This window comes from Geobacter benzoatilyticus, from assembly GCF_017338855.1.
Lineage (GTDB): Bacteria > Desulfobacterota > Desulfuromonadia > Geobacterales > Geobacteraceae > Geobacter > Geobacter benzoatilyticus.
Window position 1 is genome coordinate 770,089 of record NZ_CP071382.1, and the last position, 15,997, is coordinate 786,085.

Annotated in this window: 13 protein-coding genes; 8 read left to right on the forward strand and 5 right to left on the reverse strand. The window is 59.2% G+C overall.

Annotation, left to right across the window (positions count from 1 at the left end; genetic code table 11):
* Positions 1-100 precede the first annotated feature (100 nt).
* From JZM60_RS03670 to hypA, 3 genes are all read right to left on the reverse strand, one after another.
* Positions 101-1,537: a hypothetical protein gene (locus JZM60_RS03670; RefSeq protein WP_207164169.1), complete on the reverse strand. Its 1,437-nt coding sequence runs from the start codon at positions 1,535-1,537 to the stop codon at positions 101-103.
* Positions 1,538-1,590: 53 nt separating this feature from the next.
* Positions 1,591-3,321: a hypothetical protein gene (locus JZM60_RS03675; RefSeq protein ID WP_207164170.1), complete on the reverse strand. Its 1,731-nt coding sequence runs from the start codon at positions 3,319-3,321 to the stop codon at positions 1,591-1,593.
* A 574-nt stretch (positions 3,322-3,895) separates the two neighbouring features.
* A complete protein-coding gene (gene hypA / locus JZM60_RS03680; protein WP_207164171.1) occupies positions 3,896-4,228 on the reverse strand; it encodes a hydrogenase maturation nickel metallochaperone HypA in 333 nt (110 codons plus the stop codon).
* Between the two features lie 168 nt (positions 4,229-4,396).
* Between hypA and JZM60_RS03685 the strand changes: the two genes are divergently transcribed.
* The 6 genes from JZM60_RS03685 (at position 4,397) to JZM60_RS03710 (ending at position 13,229) form a co-directional block, all read left to right on the forward strand.
* Positions 4,397-5,809, forward strand: a complete 1,413-nt coding sequence (locus JZM60_RS03685) for a sensor histidine kinase (protein ID WP_207164172.1) — start codon at positions 4,397-4,399, stop codon at positions 5,807-5,809.
* Positions 5,810-5,827: 18 nt separating this feature from the next.
* A complete protein-coding gene (locus tag JZM60_RS03690; RefSeq protein WP_207164173.1) occupies positions 5,828-7,195 on the forward strand; it encodes a sigma-54-dependent transcriptional regulator in 1,368 nt (455 codons plus the stop codon).
* Between the two features lie 22 nt (positions 7,196-7,217).
* The gene (locus tag JZM60_RS03695; RefSeq protein ID WP_207164174.1) at positions 7,218-9,782 is read left to right on the forward strand and encodes a glycosyltransferase family 1 protein; all 2,565 of its coding nucleotides are present in this window, start codon (positions 7,218-7,220) and stop codon (positions 9,780-9,782) included.
* Positions 9,783-9,880: 98 nt separating this feature from the next.
* Entirely contained in the window at positions 9,881-11,617 is a 1,737-nt protein-coding gene (fliK, locus tag JZM60_RS03700) for a flagellar hook-length control protein FliK (protein WP_207164175.1), read from the forward strand.
* Positions 11,604-11,888, forward strand: a complete 285-nt coding sequence (locus tag JZM60_RS03705; RefSeq protein ID WP_207164176.1) for an EscU/YscU/HrcU family type III secretion system export apparatus switch protein — start codon at positions 11,604-11,606, stop codon at positions 11,886-11,888. Before fliK ends, JZM60_RS03705 begins: the two co-directional genes overlap by 14 nt.
* Positions 11,889-12,020: 132 nt before the next feature.
* Positions 12,021-13,229 carry a BamA/TamA family outer membrane protein gene (locus JZM60_RS03710; protein WP_420907828.1) on the forward strand — a complete coding sequence of 403 codons (1,209 nt, stop codon included), beginning with the start codon at positions 12,021-12,023 and terminating at the stop codon, positions 13,227-13,229.
* Here the strand turns inward: JZM60_RS03710 and mnmL are convergent.
* Both mnmL and JZM60_RS03720 read right to left on the reverse strand, forming a co-directional pair.
* Positions 13,226-14,155, reverse strand: coding sequence for a tRNA modification radical SAM protein MnmL/YtqA (mnmL, locus tag JZM60_RS03715; protein WP_207164178.1), 930 nt, complete (start codon positions 14,153-14,155; stop codon positions 13,226-13,228). The two genes, JZM60_RS03710 and mnmL, sit on opposite strands and share 4 nt — an antisense overlap.
* Positions 14,152-15,087: a helix-turn-helix transcriptional regulator gene (locus tag JZM60_RS03720; protein ID WP_207164179.1), complete on the reverse strand. Its 936-nt coding sequence runs from the start codon at positions 15,085-15,087 to the stop codon at positions 14,152-14,154. Before JZM60_RS03720 ends, mnmL begins: the two co-directional genes overlap by 4 nt.
* 148 nt (positions 15,088-15,235) lie before the next feature.
* Between JZM60_RS03720 and JZM60_RS03725 the strand changes: the two genes are divergently transcribed.
* Positions 15,236-15,523, forward strand: coding sequence for a cytochrome c3 family protein (locus tag JZM60_RS03725; protein ID WP_207164180.1), 288 nt, complete (start codon positions 15,236-15,238; stop codon positions 15,521-15,523).
* Between the two features lie 132 nt (positions 15,524-15,655).
* Entirely contained in the window at positions 15,656-15,928 is a 273-nt protein-coding gene (locus tag JZM60_RS03730) for a cytochrome c7 (protein WP_207164181.1), read from the forward strand.
* Positions 15,929-15,997 lie beyond the last annotated feature (69 nt).

The window sequence follows — 15,997 nt, forward strand, 5'->3', positions numbered from 1 at the left end:
GTAAGATACCTGGGGGGAATTGTAAACGGTTTTAACGGCTATTCAAGGGCGGGTTGGATTATCCCCCTCCCTTGCGGGAGGGGGGATTTGGGTCACGTAATTACTTGCCGTTACCCTTTCTCCAGATAATTCGTTTCTGCATTAGCGGAGCGGCTTTGGGCGCAGCAGCTTGGCACCCGGAAGTTTTCAAAAGGCCTGTAATATCGCCTTGCAACGAATTCAGATTTTTTATCTCGGGAGCAAAATCAGCATTGTTCATATCGATTTTTTTGCCGATCTGGGCAAGCGCATCGGCAAGATGGGTAAGTTGCTGGGTAGCAGTGGTCAGGCTTGAGGGATCGATAGATACATCCAGGCTTGGCAAGGTGGTGGAAATATCCAGATTGAATTTCCTTAGTACCGGATTGACAAGAGAGTTGGCCTTACTCTGCAGTTCATCAACATATTTCTTCACGCCAACGACTTTCAATGCTTCCCATGCGGTTGAACTCAACAGGGATTCAATCTTTTGTTCGACGGCATCAGCACCATTAATGACGGTGCCGACCGAAATCGAAACATTTTCGGAACAGGTATTGACACCGCAGGGGAATGGCACTTCCTTATAGCAGATCTTTGTGCCGCAAGGATATTTGACGCCATATTTTTTGCAGATTTTGACGCCGCAGGGATACGGAGTGTTTTGGGAACACATTTTGGTGCCGCAAGGGTACGCAAAGGAAAATCCTACTGACTGATCCAGGACTTTTTTCAGTTCGGCAAGTGGAGTGGCCAGGGGATTCAGTTGGCTCTGCAATCCGTTGACAGATTTCAAAAGTTGCTCAAGCTGTTTGATTTTATCTTCAATCTTGGTTGCAGCCGCCTTCAAGGTTTTTTCCGGAGCGGCAACGGTTGTGGCATAGGCCTGGTTAACCGGCTTGATTCCTTGATCAATCTTCTTGAACGATTTTGTCGAGCCATCCAGGATGCCTATTGTCGGTTGTTCAAGGGCCGGCTTCGTATCAGCGCATTCAGAGAGTTTCTCAACCAGGTCCAGGTAGGTTACGGCAAAAGCCCTTAGTGCCGTCTCATTCTCCAAAGTTGTTTCAACGGCTGCGGTAGCCTTGCTGGCCGCATTCCGTACCGGTTCGACGTTTCGATCAACTTCCGCAGCTTTTTCCGCAGCGTTTGCTACGGGTTGCTTGATCGAATCCAGATTCTTTTCCAGCTTCTGTGCCTTGTCCCTTGTCTGGGGAACCTGCTTGGCAACAACTATAGCCTGCTTGACCACCGCCAGGGTGTTGTTCAACTGCTTCAGAGCTGTTGCAACATTGTGCGGCACTGCCAGAGCATTTTCGAAATTAAGCAAAAATGTATCGACTTCCTGAGTGTTGTCGATCAACAGGTTTGACTCGACTCTGAACGTGTCCGCTTCATTATAAAATGCAGTTGAAGACTTTATAAAGGGTGGATCTTCTGCGTGGGCAAACGGCGCTAAAACCATCATCACCAGTAACAATCCCGTCAAACAGCAAGTTGCCAACAATTTTTTTGCCATAGTCAACTCCTTTGCATTGGATTGGGCTTCATAGAAATGCTAAAAGCATCAAATCAGTAGTACATAAATGTCATTACATTTTTGATAATGCTTCCGATATCACCTCTGCTGCCATACCAAACATTGTCGAACAGGTCAGTTTCCCTGAATTCCCTGACAGAGCGATGCTTGCTGAGATGTCTCAGAACTTGCCGGAGATTGTCATCGACCGAGAGAAGCGTCGTTGAAGATTTACGCAATTCATCGAAGTACGGTCGCTCTTCAGTTTTTCCCGGTGCAGTTGATTTGGCATCTGCGGGAGACGAAGAGACGTAAACACCCGGGGTTACCGGACGTGGAGTAATGATGGTAATGATGGATTTGTGAAAGTCGCTGGTGATTTCGTTGGAAAATAGATACTGTATCAGCGGCAGGTCACGAAGCACCGGAACCCCGGACTTCACCTCCGAAGTCTGCTTCTCCCGCAGGCCGCTCAGTATCAATGTTTGCCCGTATTTCAAGGCCACGCTGGCAGTAACTTCATTTTTAGAGATCCGCATGCTCTCCTTAAAACTGCCCACTACCCCCGGCTCCGTGAAATTTCGGCCCACCGCCACATCGATGAGGATGGTGTCGTTGTCGACGAACTTTGGAGTGACTTCCAGCCTGAGGCCGACATCGATCTTCTCAAGTTCACCACCGGCATAGTTGCCAGCTACGGCTACGGCGAGTTGAGAACCGGAAAAAAATGTCGATTTCTGGCCATCGAGAGCCACCAGGGTGGGACGGGCAAGGACCTCTGTCTTATCTTCCCCAATATCGAAAATATTCAGATTGTATTTGACATCTGCCAGCGATAGCGTGGTGGAAGCAATCCTCTGGTGGGTATTAGTAGTTCCCTCGACCGAATCCTTGATAAAGGTATTCTGGAACCCCAGAAACGTGTCACTGAACTGCAACGCCAAGCCATCAAGGAGGTTCACCCCCTTTGAGGTGTTTTCCGCCTCTTCTGTGCGGATCATCACCACATCGATAATTACCATGCGAGGAGTCTGGACCTGAGCCTCATCTGCCGTGTAATCGGTTTTGGCAACGTCTTCAGGTGCTTCACTCTCGACAGTCGGCTCTTCATTTTCCGGAGCCGGAGTGTTTTCAACCGGAGCTGTTTCCCCCTTTTCATTAATCTTCAACCAGGTGCGAACCCGTCCCGCAATATGCTCAATCCGGGCCTTGTTTTGCTCAACCTCTTTATATTGTTCGAGTTGCACCCCGGCCTCATCCGAAATTCCTGCTGCCGCGGAAATCATTGCAGCTGCTGCCAGGATATTGCGGTCATCGGGGGCAAGTTGCCGGGCCATTTTGATGGAACCCAGTGCCGTCTCAAGGTCCAGGGCGAAGTAAGATGCCTGCGCCAATCCATAGAGCGATTGAAAATCTTCAGGCTCATAAAGAAGGGCATAGGCAAAATATTCCTGTGCCATCTGATAATTGTTGTTTTTAAGATACAATCGCGCCAGTTGTTTTGCTGCCAGCCAGTTGTTCTTGTCAAACTTGAGCGCCAGCTGATAGCCAATTCTGGCAAACTCCAACTTGGTGACATCTCCGCTCTCTGCCACAAGATGGTATGAAAGCCCGTTTAAAAACTGCAAATAAGAGTTTTGCGGCTCGTAGCGCAAAGCAACACTGAATGACTGCAAAGCGTCTTGATAATGTTGGGCAAGAAGCGACTCGATACCGTTCTGCACTTTATCGTCGACTACACTCCCCTTCTTTATCTGTGGAAGCATGGAGGTAATCTGTGCCATCTCTTTATCAGAAATTGATGAATGCAAATTTTTTGAGCCGGCACAGCCCGACATCAATGCAGAGCAGATCATTACTACGCCAACCAACAGAATGTGCCTGGCCCAAATGGTGTATTGCCGCACTATCTTCTCCAATACTCAATTAAAAATTAAACCTTCCGGAACCAGATAGTTGCATTAAAACAACCGGGATCACGCACCGAGTCCAAATGCACTTAGAATTCAGCCAAACCATATAAATTCTAATTATTATCAGTACAAAATTATTATCGGCTTAAATAAACCTGACTTTAATTTTATTTGATAAAACCAGCAATTACCCTGGGACTTCTTTCCAAGCACCGGATTTCATATTGAATTTAAATGAACACCCTGTTTGGCTTTCTTAGTCACGGACCTGGTTTGCCGTGCTTCAAGGAGCGAGCAGGAATCATTTCCCGCTGCTCGGCAAAAACTCATGAATATTTCAGGGAAGTTGTTGATCTGGGAATTGGTGGGATGTTTCAGGTGGGATGTTTCAGTTAATGGCAGACCGCCTCGGATTGATCTTGGCACGACAGTTCGGCAATCCTCGCTACTCCACCTCCAGTTCCTTCACCCGCAGCTCCTCACCCGACACGACTCTTATGCCGTAGGCGCCGCAGGCGGGGCAGGGATCGAAGTAGCCGCGAACCGGAAACCCCTTCCCGCAGGTGGTGCATTCTCCCCGGCCGGACACCTGTTCGATGACGAGCCGGGCCCCCTCCAGGAGGGTATCCCGCGTGCAGGCTTCGAAGCAGAACTCCACGGCCTCGGCCACGACGCCGGAGAGGTCGCCGATCTCCAGCGTCACCGACAGCACCCGCCGCCCCTCCGCGCTCTTCTCGCATATTTCCACCACGCTTTGGGTTATGGACATCTCATGCATCTGGCGCCTCCCTCTCCGGTGCTTCAGGCAAGCCTTTCGGAATTCAAAACATCATGATAGCAGAATCAGTACGCCGGGGGAATGCGCTGGATATACTTATCTTGTCTCCACCGCTGCTACTGGGGTATACTTCCGCGATATTTCACGCAGTTCAACCAGGAGCCATCCATGACGCTCAATACCCGGCTGGTAATGATCATGCTGTCTCTTCTGGTTATCGCCATCCTCACCCTCTTTCTCCTGAACCAGTACAGCCAGAACGAAATGGTGGAAGAGATCCAGGCCAGCTCCACCATGGTGACCAAGGCTCTCCAGATGAGCATCGAGGACCTTACCTCCGAGTACGAGCCGGATCGTGCGCGCCTCAAGGAATATATGAAAGAGGCGAAGGTCAAGGGAGTCAAGGAGATAACCATCCTCAGCAACGAGGGGGAGGTCATCGACTCCTCCGATCCGGCCCGGATCGGGAAAAAGCGCGAAATCAGGCAGCTTGAAACGGGGATCAGGACCGCAGGCGGCGCAAAGGGCAAAAACGGCGCGCGAATCCGGGACTATGACCTGCTGGTTCCGGTCATTGTCGGCGACGAGCAGTTGGGGTATGTGCAGATCGACCTCATCCTCGACAACGTCCGCACCATCCAGCACGAGAATTTCATCAACCGGATGGTGGCCACCTCCCTGGTCTTTCTCCTGGGCATCTCCCTCACCATCTTCCTGGCCAAGCGCTACACCGCCCCCATCAATCACCTGGCGGACGGTGTCCGGCGGGTGGCCGACGGCGACCTATCGGTCACCTTTCCGGCGGCAAAGGGGGATGAGATCGGCGAACTGGCCCGAAACTTCAACGAGATGGTGGAGAAGCTCCGGGAGCGGGAGATCCTGGAAAAACGCCTCTACGAGGCTGAGCACCTCTCACGGGTGGGACAGCTAGCCTCGGGAATCGCCCATGAAATCAGAAATCCCCTCAACTACATAAGCCTCGCCATTGACCACCTGAAGAGCGAATTTACGGTGGCCTGCCCCGAAAAAGCTCAAAAGTTCATCCCCCTGGCCGATAAGATCAAGGAAGAGGTGCGGCGGGCAAACTACATGGTGGTCAACTTCATGAATTTCGGCCGCCCCCTGAAACTGCGGATAACGGAACTCTCCTACCCGGAACTCATCGAAAAAACCTTGCCGCTCCACCGGGAGAAGCTTGCGGAGCAGCGGGTCACGGTGCGCACCGACCTTCCGGATGACCTTCCCCCCATGCGGGCCGACGGCGAGATGCTCCGCAACTGTATTTCCAATTTTGTCACCAATGCTGCCCAGGCCATGCCCGACGGGGGCGCCATAACCCTCGGGGCCTCCTACGACCGGGAGCAGAAATGCTTTAACCTGACCTTCAGCGATGAAGGCTGCGGTATCGGGGAGGAGGACCTCCCGAAAATCTTCCAGCCCTGGTACACCTCAAAGGAGGCCGGCATCGGCCTGGGGCTCGCCATTACCGAACGCATCATCCGGGAGCACGGCGGGAAAATTAGCGTGACGAGCGCCGCCGGCAAGGGGACGACGTTCACGGTTGAACTGCCGGACGCATAGGAACCAAGGAAAACTTCAATGACCGGAACCATTCTCATAGTCGACGACGAACGGGGACAGCGGGAAATCCTCCAGACAATCCTGGAAGGCGAAGGATTGCGCGTGACCGCGGCCCCCGGCGGGCGGGAAGCCCTCAGGGAACTCGAAAAAAGCGAATTCGACCTGATCCTCACGGACCTGAAGATGCAGGGAATGTCGGGGATGGAGCTCCTGGAGAAGGTCCTGGAGATGGATCCCCTCCAGTGCGCCATCATGATGACCGCCCACGGCACCGTCGATTCGGCGGTGGAGGCCATGAAGAAGGGGGCCTTCGATTACCTGGAAAAGCCCCTTGAGCGGGACAACCTTTTCCTTACCCTGCGCCGGGCATTCGAGCGGGTGAACCTCCTGCGCGAGAACCGGGTCCTCCAGAAACGGATCAAAGAGACCAGCGGCATCCCCAACATCATCGGGGAACACCCGAAGATGCACGAGGTATTCCGGATCGTCAGCAAGATCGCCCCCACCGCCTCCACGGTCCTCATCTACGGCGAGTCGGGAACCGGCAAGGAACTGGTGGCCAAGGCAATCCACGACGGGAGCCCCCGGAAGGAGAAACCCTTTTTCGCCATCAACTGCGCCGCCATCCCCGAGAACCTCATGGAAAGCGAGCTCTTCGGCCACGAGAAAGGGGCCTTTACCGGCGCCGATTCCCGTGAACTGGGAATTTTCGAGGCGGCCAACGGCGGCACGGTCTTCCTGGACGAGATCGGAGAGATGAGCGTGGCGATGCAGGCAAAGCTCCTGCGGGCCATCCAGACGAAGGAAATCCGGAGAGTGGGGGGAAAGGTGAACATCCCCGTGGATGTGCGGATCGTATCCGCCACCAACCGGGACCTGGAGGCGGAGATCAGGCGGGGAGGATTCCGGGAGGATCTCTACTATCGACTGAACGTGATCAGGATCACCCTTCCTCCCTTGAGGGAACGGGGGAGCGACATCGCGGCCCTGGCCGACTTCTTCGTGAAGAAGTACGGCCGCCAGGGGGGGAGCAGCGTCAGGGGAATCGCCAAACCGGCCCTGAAGCTCATCATGGATTACAGCTGGCCCGGCAACGTGCGTCAGCTGGAATCGGTCATCGAAAGGGGGGCGCTCATGGCGGAGAGCGACCTGATCCAGCCCGAGGACCTGCCCGCAGAGATTTCCGAGGGAATCTCCCGGGCGGGCGGACTCCCCTTCGAGCTCCCCCCGGAGGGGATCCAGTTCGACGAACTGGAGAGGAACCTGATAATCAAGGCCATGGAGCGGGCCGGCTGGGTCATCGCAAAGGCTGCGCCGCTCCTGGGCATGAGCTACAAGACACTCCAGTACCGTCTGGAAAAATTCGGAATTTTGAAACCCGACTGAAGGCAGCCCATAGGAGATTTCCATGGATTTCACAAAAAAAATGCACCGCTTCACCGTTGTGCCGTCCCTTACCGGCGAGATGGCCACGCTCCAGACCATCGCCTACAACCTCTGGTGGACCTGGGAGCCCGAGGCGGTGGAACTTTTCAAGCGCCTCGACATCGACCTCTGGCAGCAGACACGGCACAACCCGGTGGAGATGCTCGGCATCCTCCAGCAGACCACCCTCGACAAACTCACCGCCGATGAAGGGTTCATGTCCCAGATGAAGCAGGTGGAAGAAAAGTTCCGGGAATACCTTTCGGCACGGACCTGGTTCGACCGGACCGGCAACGGCGGCAAGCCCATGACCGTCGCCTACTTTTCCATGGAGTTCGGCATCCACGAGTCTCTCCCCACCTATTCGGGCGGTCTCGGGATTCTGGCCGGCGATCACCTGAAATCGGCCAGCGACCTGGGGATTCCGCTGGTGGGGGTCGGCCTCCTCTACCGGCAGGGGTACTTCCGCCAGTACCTTAACATCGAGGGATGGCAGCAGGAGCTCTACCCGGAGAACGACTTCTACAACCTTCCCCTCAGGCTGGAGCGCGACGCCGGCGGCACCCCCCTGGCGGTGGAGCTGGACATGGCGGGGCGCAAGGTGACGGCCCACATCTGGCGGGTCCAGGTGGGACGGATCCCCCTCTTCCTGCTGGACACCAACCTGGAGGAGAACACCCCGGAGGACCGGGAAATCACGGCCCAGCTCTACGGCGGAGACCTGGAGATGAGGATCCGGCAGGAAATACTCCTGGGGGTCGGCGGCATCCGCGCCCTGCACCTGCTCGGCATCGATCCCAACGTCTGCCACATGAACGAGGGGCACGCGGCGTTCCTGGCCCTTGAGCGGACCCGCCTCCTCATGAAAGAGCACGGCATACGGTTTGCCGAGGCGATGGAAGGGGTGCGGGCCGGCAATGTCTTCACCACCCATACGCCTGTGGACGCGGGCATCGACCACTTCCCCCCCGATCTGGTGGAAAAGTACCTGGAGCGCTACTACCGCTCCGTCGGGCTCTCCAGGGACGAATTCCTTGCGCTGGGACGAATCAACCCGAAGAACCCCCACGAAGCGTTCTGCATGGCAGTACTGGCCCTCAAGCTGGCCGATCACGCCAACGGCGTCTCCCAGCTCCACGGCGAGGTATCGCGGCGCATGTGGAAAAATCTCTGGCCCGAGCTTCCCCACGAGCATATCCCCATCACGTCGGTCACCAACGGGGTCCATACAAAGACCTGGCTGTCTAACGAAATGGCGGGGCTTCTCACCCGCTACCTGGGCAACCGCTGGCGCGAGGACGCCACCGACCCCCTGCTCTGGAAGCGAGTCGCCAACATCCCCGAATCGGAGCTCTGGCGGACCCACGAGCGGTGCCGCGAGCGGCTCGTCCTCTTTGCCCGCCGCCGTCTCAAGGAACACCTGCGGCAAGTGGGCGCAACCGCCAAGGAGATCGCCCAGGCGGATGAAGTCCTCGACCCCGAGGCCCTCACCATCGGGTTTGCCCGCCGCTTCGCCACCTACAAGCGGGGAACCCTCCTCTTCCGCGACCTGGCACGGCTGGAGAAAATCCTCGCCAGCACCGACCGGCCGGTGCAGATCATCTTTGCCGGCAAGGCCCACCCCCACGACACCGAGGGGAAGGAGCTGATCCGGGAGATCTTCCAGCACTCCCTCGACAAACGGTTCCGGGGGCGCATCGTCTTCATTGAGGATTACGACATGGCCGTGGCGCGGCACCTGGTGCAAGGGGTCGACGTCTGGCTCAACACCCCCCGGCGCCCCCTGGAGGCCAGCGGCACCAGCGGCATGAAAGTCGCCTTCAACGGCGGCCTCAACATGAGCATCCTCGACGGCTGGTGGCCCGAGGGGTACCTGGGGAATAACGGCTGGGCCATCGGCAAGGGAGAGGTCTACGACGACCTGGACTATCAGAACGAGGTGGAGGGGCGCGCCATCTACGACCTGCTGGAAAAGGAAGTGGTGCCCCTCTTCTACGACCGGGGCTCCGATGACATCCCGAGGGGATGGCTTGCCTGCATGAAGGCGAGCCTCCAGACCCTATGCCCCATCTTCAGCACCGACCGGATGGTTCAGGAGTACGCCAGAACCATGTACCGCCCATCTTTCGACCACTGGGAGCAACTTTCGGCCGACGGGCTGGCCCTGGCCGTGGACCTTGCCCGCTGGAAGGGGGACATCCGCCGCACCTGGCATCAGGTGCGGATTGCAGGCATCGAAGCCGAGACCACCGCAGAGATACCTCTCGGCACGACGATCCCGGTTACGGCAAAGATCGTCCTCGGAGAGATCCCCCCCAGTCAGCTTGCCGCGGATCTCTACTGCGGAGTCCTCGACTCGCGGGGAAACATCGTCGGGGGCGAACTGGTCCCCCTGACCTGGCAGGAAGCAGCCGAGGAGGGCGTCCACCTTTTCCGGGGGGAGATCGAAGGGCGGTTCTGCGGCAGGCACGGCTTCATGGTGCGGGTTATGCCCCGGCACCCGGAGCTGGGACCGGTTTACGAGCAGGGAGCCATTGCCTGGGGGTAAAAAGCCGGGATCGGTGACCAGGGACCAGGGAAACCCGCATCCGTCGGCTCCCGAATCCCACCCTTCAAGTTTCTGCCGGTTCCGCCGATACGTATGACATGATCATCACCCAGGACATAACAAGGATTGTCCAGGCACTGCTCAAGGATACCACCGGTTCCCTGGTGGAGGGCACCTGGCAGTCGCTCACCCCACTCAACCTCACTCCGGGGCAGATGGTTCACGGCGAGGTGATGGCAAATCTCGCCAATAGCCGCTACCTGGTGCGAATCGCCAACGAGCTCCTCCACATGGAGCTCCCCCTCAACCTGCAGCCGGGGCAAGCGGTGGAACTCACCTATGTCACCGACGAACCCCGCCTGCTCTTCACCCTGTCGAAATCGGGCAACTCTCCGATACCGGTGCAGATCAGCGACACGGGACGCTGGCTCAACAATCTGGCCCAGGAGGCCGGCGACGCCCCTGCCGCAGCGCCCCTGCCGCGCCCGTCCCTCGTCATAAACGGCCCTCCGCGCAATTCGGCCATGCTTGCCGAAGGCTTGAAGAATGTCCTCACCCGCAGCGGCGTTTTTTACGAATCGCACCTGTCCCAGTGGGTACAGGGGGAACATCCCCTCACAGGACTCCTCCAGGAGCCCCAGGGAAAGCTCTCGCCTCTCGCGGCAAGGCTTCCGGTCGACGGCACACTGCTGCTGACGCCCCAGGGCGCCACGGCCGCCCAGGCTCCTTCCGCGGCACCGCAAGCCCAGGTCGCCACGGCCGAAGCGCTCCCCGCCGGGCAGGCAGTGCCCCCGGATTCCTCCCGCACCGCTCAGGCAGAGGCAGCGCCCCCCCCGCAGAGAGGAACCGAATCCCCCACAGGCGGTCCACCCCGGCAGGGGGGAGCACCGGACGGCACCGGCTCCACGACCGCCACGCCCCAAGGAGGGCAGGCTCCGGCGCCCGAATCAAGAGATGCGCTCCCCCATGCCCCCACGCCGACGACGCAGCAGAACCAGCCGGCAGCCCCTTCGCGCCCCGGCGAGCAGCCGGTACCGGCCCAGCCCCAGCAGGCAGGCGCATCCGCATCTCCCCAACCGGCCCCGGCCGGGGAAGCGCCGCCGCCATCTCCGCAGCCGGCCACGGCTACGGCCGCAGATCCGCAAGCCAAACCTCCGGGGGAAACCACAGTTGGACCGCCCCCATCGCAGATTCCAGTCAAGGCCCAGGAGACTCAGCCGCGGGACACCATGCTCCTTCGCCCGGCAGTGGGGGAGCAGACCCCCTCCGCGCCTGCTCCGGACCCCCGCGCGACAGCCGGGCCGGTCCCTCTGCCCGACAACGCGCCTGCCCATGCCGCCGCCAAGGGTGCCGCCACGCCATCGCCATCAACAGCAATACAGGACACGGGCATGAGAACGGCGATACCAAGCGAAACGGTTCCTGCCGACCGGGCAGGCGCGGGACGCCCCATGACGCCTCCCGCGCCGTCGGGGGTCGAGCCTCAGACCATATCCCTCATCAAGGAACAGCTCGCCACCCTCACCACCGGCGTTTTCCTGTGGCAGGGGCAGGTCTGGCCCGGACAGGACATGGAATGGAAAGTGGAAGAACGGGAAGCCGAGGGCGGAAAGGGAGAGAGAGCATGGCAGACGGAAGTTTCCGTTGAACTGCCGAGCCTGGGAGCCATCAGGGCAACCCTTCGCTCGGGCAAGGAGGGCATTGCCGTGGTTCTGGCAGCGGAAGAAGGCCGGACTGCCGAGGTTCTCGCCTCCAGGCAGGAGGGCCTGGAGGAGCGATTCGGCGCCGCCGGCCTGCGGCTCGGCGGCTTTGTGGTGAGAGATGGAACACAGTGAGCGGGAAAAAAAGGCGGTAGCCCTTTCTTACAAGGAAGGGCAATATGCGCCGCAGGTGGTGGCGAAGGGGCACGGGGTGACTGCCGAAGCGATAATCGCCTGCGCCCGGGAAGCGGGGGTCTTCGTCCACGAATCCCCGGCCCTCGTGAGCCAGCTCATGCAGGTGGACATCGACCACTACATACCTCCCGAACTGTACCGGGCGGTGGCGGAACTGCTGGCCTGGCTCTACTGGATCGAGAATGAGGAAGGGCGCGACGGGAAACCGTAATAGGGCGGGGTAGCGGTCTTTTGTATTGCCCGGAAGGGGAAAAACCGTTATTCTTCGGGGTCGTTTCTCGCGATTTCCCACTGGAAAGACCGCCCAATGCACCGCATATCATTCATTATAATCATACTGGGAATGTCCCTTCTGACCGCATGCACCACCATGGTCCCCCGGGAAAGGCTCCCCTACCCCCTTACCGATGAAAGCTTCGGGGACCCGGTAAAAGTAGTGACCATCCCGCTGCCGGTCATCGCCACAAGCCCCAATGAAGGCGCCATCCTCGGCGGCCTCACCGCCTTTCTCCTCCACAACGACCGGGACGAAGTCAACACCCTCATAGCCCCCCAGGTAAACTTCAACGAAAACTTCGGCACCACCTTCTCCCTTTACGGCGCCTTCTTTCCGCTCCCCAGCCGCAACTGGGAATTCAACCTCTCCAAATCCACCAACGTCAACGAGGACTACGAGGTAAAATTCCGCGACAAGACCCTCTTGGACGGCAAACTGGAGACGACCGCCTTCCTCTACAAGTTCTCCGACGGCTCGGCCCGCTTCTACGGGTTTCAGTCGGACAGCAGGCAGGAAAACGAAACCAACTACGCCGACAAGGAATACGGGATCACCGCCGGCGTCGGCTACGACATCGCCAGGAATTTCCAGATTTTATTCGGCGAGCGTTTTCGCAGGGTCTCCATAAAGGAGGGGGCAGTCGAAAAGGTTCCCTCCATCCACGACCTCTTCACCGAGGGCCAGGTGCCGGGAATCACCGGTTTCACCACCCACGCCCAGAAACTCTCCCTCATCTTCAACACCCTCGACTCCCGCGACATGCCCACCAGGGGACTCTTCGCCAAGGCAACGTTTGAGACGAGCAGTGAACTGCTGGGGAGCGACGTGGACTACAATCACTACGAGGTGGAGCTCAAGGGGTACTTGCCCCTGAACGAAGCGCGCTACATTTCCGTGGCGAGGTTTGCCTACAACCAGACCCTCGGCAACAAAGTGCCGTTTCTGGAGCGGAGCATCCTGGGCGGCGAGACGACCCTGCGGGGATACGGCCGCAACCGTTTCATCGACTCCAGTTACCTCCTCTGCAACCTGGAGGAGAGGATCAGGCTCTTCCGCTGGAGTGTCTTCGACGTGACCACCGACTGGGAGGTGGCCCCCTTCATCGACCTGGGAGCCGTGATGGAATCCCTGGACCAGGCCAGGAAGAGCAGCTTCGAATTCAACCCCGGCATCGGCTTCCGGGCCGTGGTCCGCCCCAACATCGTCGGCCGGGTCGATATCGGCGTCGGCAGCGAAGGGCCCGCTGTCTTCGTGGGGCTGGGGTATCCGTTCTAGCCCTTTTCCCGGCTCCCGAAAGCAGACCCTTGCCCCGTCCCCCGCCGCGCCAGCTCGGCATCGATCGCAGCAAGCACTTCCCCTTTGCCCAGGGACCAGAGCGGCGCCACCAGGTGGTCGGCGGGGGCGTCACCCACGAGGCGGTGGATGACGATGCGGGGATCGAGACGCTCCAGGAAATCGCAAACGAGCTCCACGTAGTCGCTTCGCTCCAGACACCGCACCTCACCCCGCCGATGCATCCCCTCCAGAGCAGTCCCCTTCATAACGTGGAGCTGGTGGATCTTCACCCCCTCGACTCCGAGATCATTCAGGATACCGGCCGTTGCCAGCATCTCCTCCCGCGACTCCCCCGGCAGCCCCAGGATGACGTGGGCGCAGACCCGGATACCCCGCTCGCGGCTCCGGGCCACGGCGTCGGCGAAGACGGCGAAGTCGTGGCCGCGGTTGAGGAGATTGAGGGTCCGATCCAGGGGGGATTGGAGCCCCAGCTCCAGCCAGAAGTAGGTGCGGCTGGCATAGCCCGCCAGGAGATCGAGCACATCGTCAGGAAGGCAGTCGGGGCGGGTGCCGACGATGAGGCCGACCACGTCGGGTACGGCCAGGGCCTCGTTGTAGAGTTCCCGCAACTGCCCCACGGGTGCGTAGGTGTTGGAGTAGGCCTGGAAATAGGCGAGAAATTTGGCGGCGCCGTAGCGGCGGGAGAGGAATTCCTTCCCGTGTTCGAGTTGCCGGGTTACGGAAAGTTCAGGTCTGATGCCGAAGGAGCCCGACCCCTTGCCGCCGCAGAAGATGCAGCCGCCGGTGCCGACATAGCCGTCCCGGTTGGGGCAGGTGAAGCCGGCATCCACCGATATTCGCTGGACCCGGCAGCCGAAGACGCGGCGCAGTTCGTTACCGAAAGAGGCATAGCGCCGGTGGGTCACTTCACCACCTCAAAGACTTTAAGGGTGTCGTTCCAGCGGTATCCGGCACTGCTCCAGATGGTTTCGATGGTCTTCCAGTCGAGGCCGAGCCCCTTCATCTCCTCGCACAGGTAGTAGGCGGGCATGATCTCATTGTCGTCGATCCTGCCGTCGCCATTGGTATCGGCCCAGTGACGGCCATTTACGGTGAGCCTTGCCGGACCGGCGATGGTCCCCCGACGGGTAGAGCTGCCGTGGCTCAGGACGATCTCGCCGCTCAGGTCGGCCCGGCTCCCCAGGGGGAGCGCCCGGGGGGCCATAAGGGTATAGGAAATGACAACCGGCCCGCTGCCGCCTGGGGGGATGAGCCATTTCACTTCCCGCGCCCCCACCTCACCCGCCACGGGGGGATTGGAAGCGGCAAAACGCCAGCCGGCCGGAATCCGCTCCTTTACGATAAAACCGCCCTGCTCACCATCCCGCCGGTCCACTTTAACCTGAACCGGCACGAGCTGGCCCGCCGCGCCAAAGGGAGGAAGCTCTCTGATTGCCGTCAGTTCGGCCGCTCCCCGGCGCGAGAGGACGACTCCGAAAACCAGCGCCGCCAGGAGGGTAGCGAGCCCCACGGCCAGGACAAGGGGAGCCAAGCGCTGACGGCGGGGGGGGGTGATGGGAGCGGCTTCCGGCTCCGGTTCGGGGGCCTCCGGCTCCTGCCTGAGAATCTCACCGAGGGGAACCTCCAGGGCGGTCGCCACCTTTTCGGCGTTGTCGCGCTTGATGGTGGGGTAGCGGTTGTTCTCCCACCGCGAGATCGTATCGGTGGTGACCCCAACCACGCTCGCCACATAGAGCTGCGTCAACTTCTTGGCTTCACGTATCTTCTTTATGGCCGTCCCGTCGATGGCGACAATGGGGGAGGCACCCCGTTCGTTTTTCCCGGCTGGATTCTCCATGGGAAGGATTGTAACAGGTTTTCGAAATGACACGAAATCATTTTACGGAATGACCGGCAACGCCCCAAGCAAGGCAGGAAACTTGCAGACGAAATTACCGACCGGGGTCATCGCCCCCATCAGAACCCACGTCCAAGGAGCGAATGCTATGCAGTGGAGAGACTGTGCGGCAGCAGCGGCAGCGTTACTGATCGCCGGCGCCGGGGTGGCCGGTGCCATCGAGACCATCACCTATCCGAACCGGATCGGCCAGGTGAACTTCCCCCACAAGTTGCACCAGGAGGCCCTGGGCCAGTGCCGGGGATGCCATGAAAAAGGACCCGGGAAGATCGACGGATTCGACAAGGTGCTGGCCCATGGCAAGGGGTGCAAGGGTTGTCACGAAACCATGAAAAGGGGACCAACCCTCTGCAAGGGATGCCACAAGGGGGGCTAACCCGCCGTATTTGCGTACATGGCGACCCGACATCGGGTCACATACCGATCGATATAGATATCCTCAGGATGGCGCACCCCGTATAATGGACCCATGCGGTTACACCATAGACACGACGAAAGGAGATGTACCATGAAAAGACTGATTGCAGCAGCGGCCCTCACCATCTTTGCCGCCGGGGCGGCCATGGCAGCCGACACCATGAGCTTCGAGGCCAAGAACGGCAACGTCAGCTTCGACCACAAGAAGCACCAGCAGGTGGCTGGAAGCTGTAAGGCGTGCCACGAGAAGGGACCCGGCAAGATCGAAGGGTTCGGCAAGGACTGGGCCCACAAAACCTGCAAGGGTTGCCACGAAGAGAAGAAAGCCGGCCCCACCAAGTGCGGCGAGTGCCACAAGAAGTAAATCCCTTGGCCAGACGGGCCTGAACGGGGGCGGAGCGATCCGCCCCTTTTTTCGTTGCCCCCCCCAGCT

Bases quoted from the DNA above. Each gene is read 5' to 3' on its own strand.
- JZM60_RS03670 (WP_207164169.1), bottom strand. From the start codon at position 1,537: ATGGCAAAAAAATTGTTGGCAACTTGCTGTTTGACGGGATTGTTACTG.
- JZM60_RS03675 (WP_207164170.1), bottom strand. From the start codon at position 3,321: ATGGCACAGATTACCTCCATGCTTCCACAGATAAAGAAGGGGAGTGTA.
- hypA (WP_207164171.1), bottom strand. From the start codon at position 4,228: ATGCATGAGATGTCCATAACCCAAAGCGTGGTGGAAATATGCGAGAAG.
- JZM60_RS03685 (WP_207164172.1), top strand. From the start codon at position 4,397: ATGACGCTCAATACCCGGCTGGTAATGATCATGCTGTCTCTTCTGGTT.
- JZM60_RS03690 (WP_207164173.1), top strand. From the start codon at position 5,828: ATGACCGGAACCATTCTCATAGTCGACGACGAACGGGGACAGCGGGAA.
- JZM60_RS03695 (WP_207164174.1), top strand. From the start codon at position 7,218: ATGGATTTCACAAAAAAAATGCACCGCTTCACCGTTGTGCCGTCCCTT.
- fliK (WP_207164175.1), top strand. From the start codon at position 9,881: ATGATCATCACCCAGGACATAACAAGGATTGTCCAGGCACTGCTCAAG.
- JZM60_RS03705 (WP_207164176.1), top strand. From the start codon at position 11,604: ATGGAACACAGTGAGCGGGAAAAAAAGGCGGTAGCCCTTTCTTACAAG.
- JZM60_RS03710 (WP_420907828.1), top strand. From the start codon at position 12,021: ATGTCCCTTCTGACCGCATGCACCACCATGGTCCCCCGGGAAAGGCTC.
- JZM60_RS03720 (WP_207164179.1), bottom strand. From the start codon at position 15,087: ATGGAGAATCCAGCCGGGAAAAACGAACGGGGTGCCTCCCCCATTGTC.
- JZM60_RS03725 (WP_207164180.1), top strand. From the start codon at position 15,236: ATGCAGTGGAGAGACTGTGCGGCAGCAGCGGCAGCGTTACTGATCGCC.
- JZM60_RS03730 (WP_207164181.1), top strand. From the start codon at position 15,656: ATGAAAAGACTGATTGCAGCAGCGGCCCTCACCATCTTTGCCGCCGGG.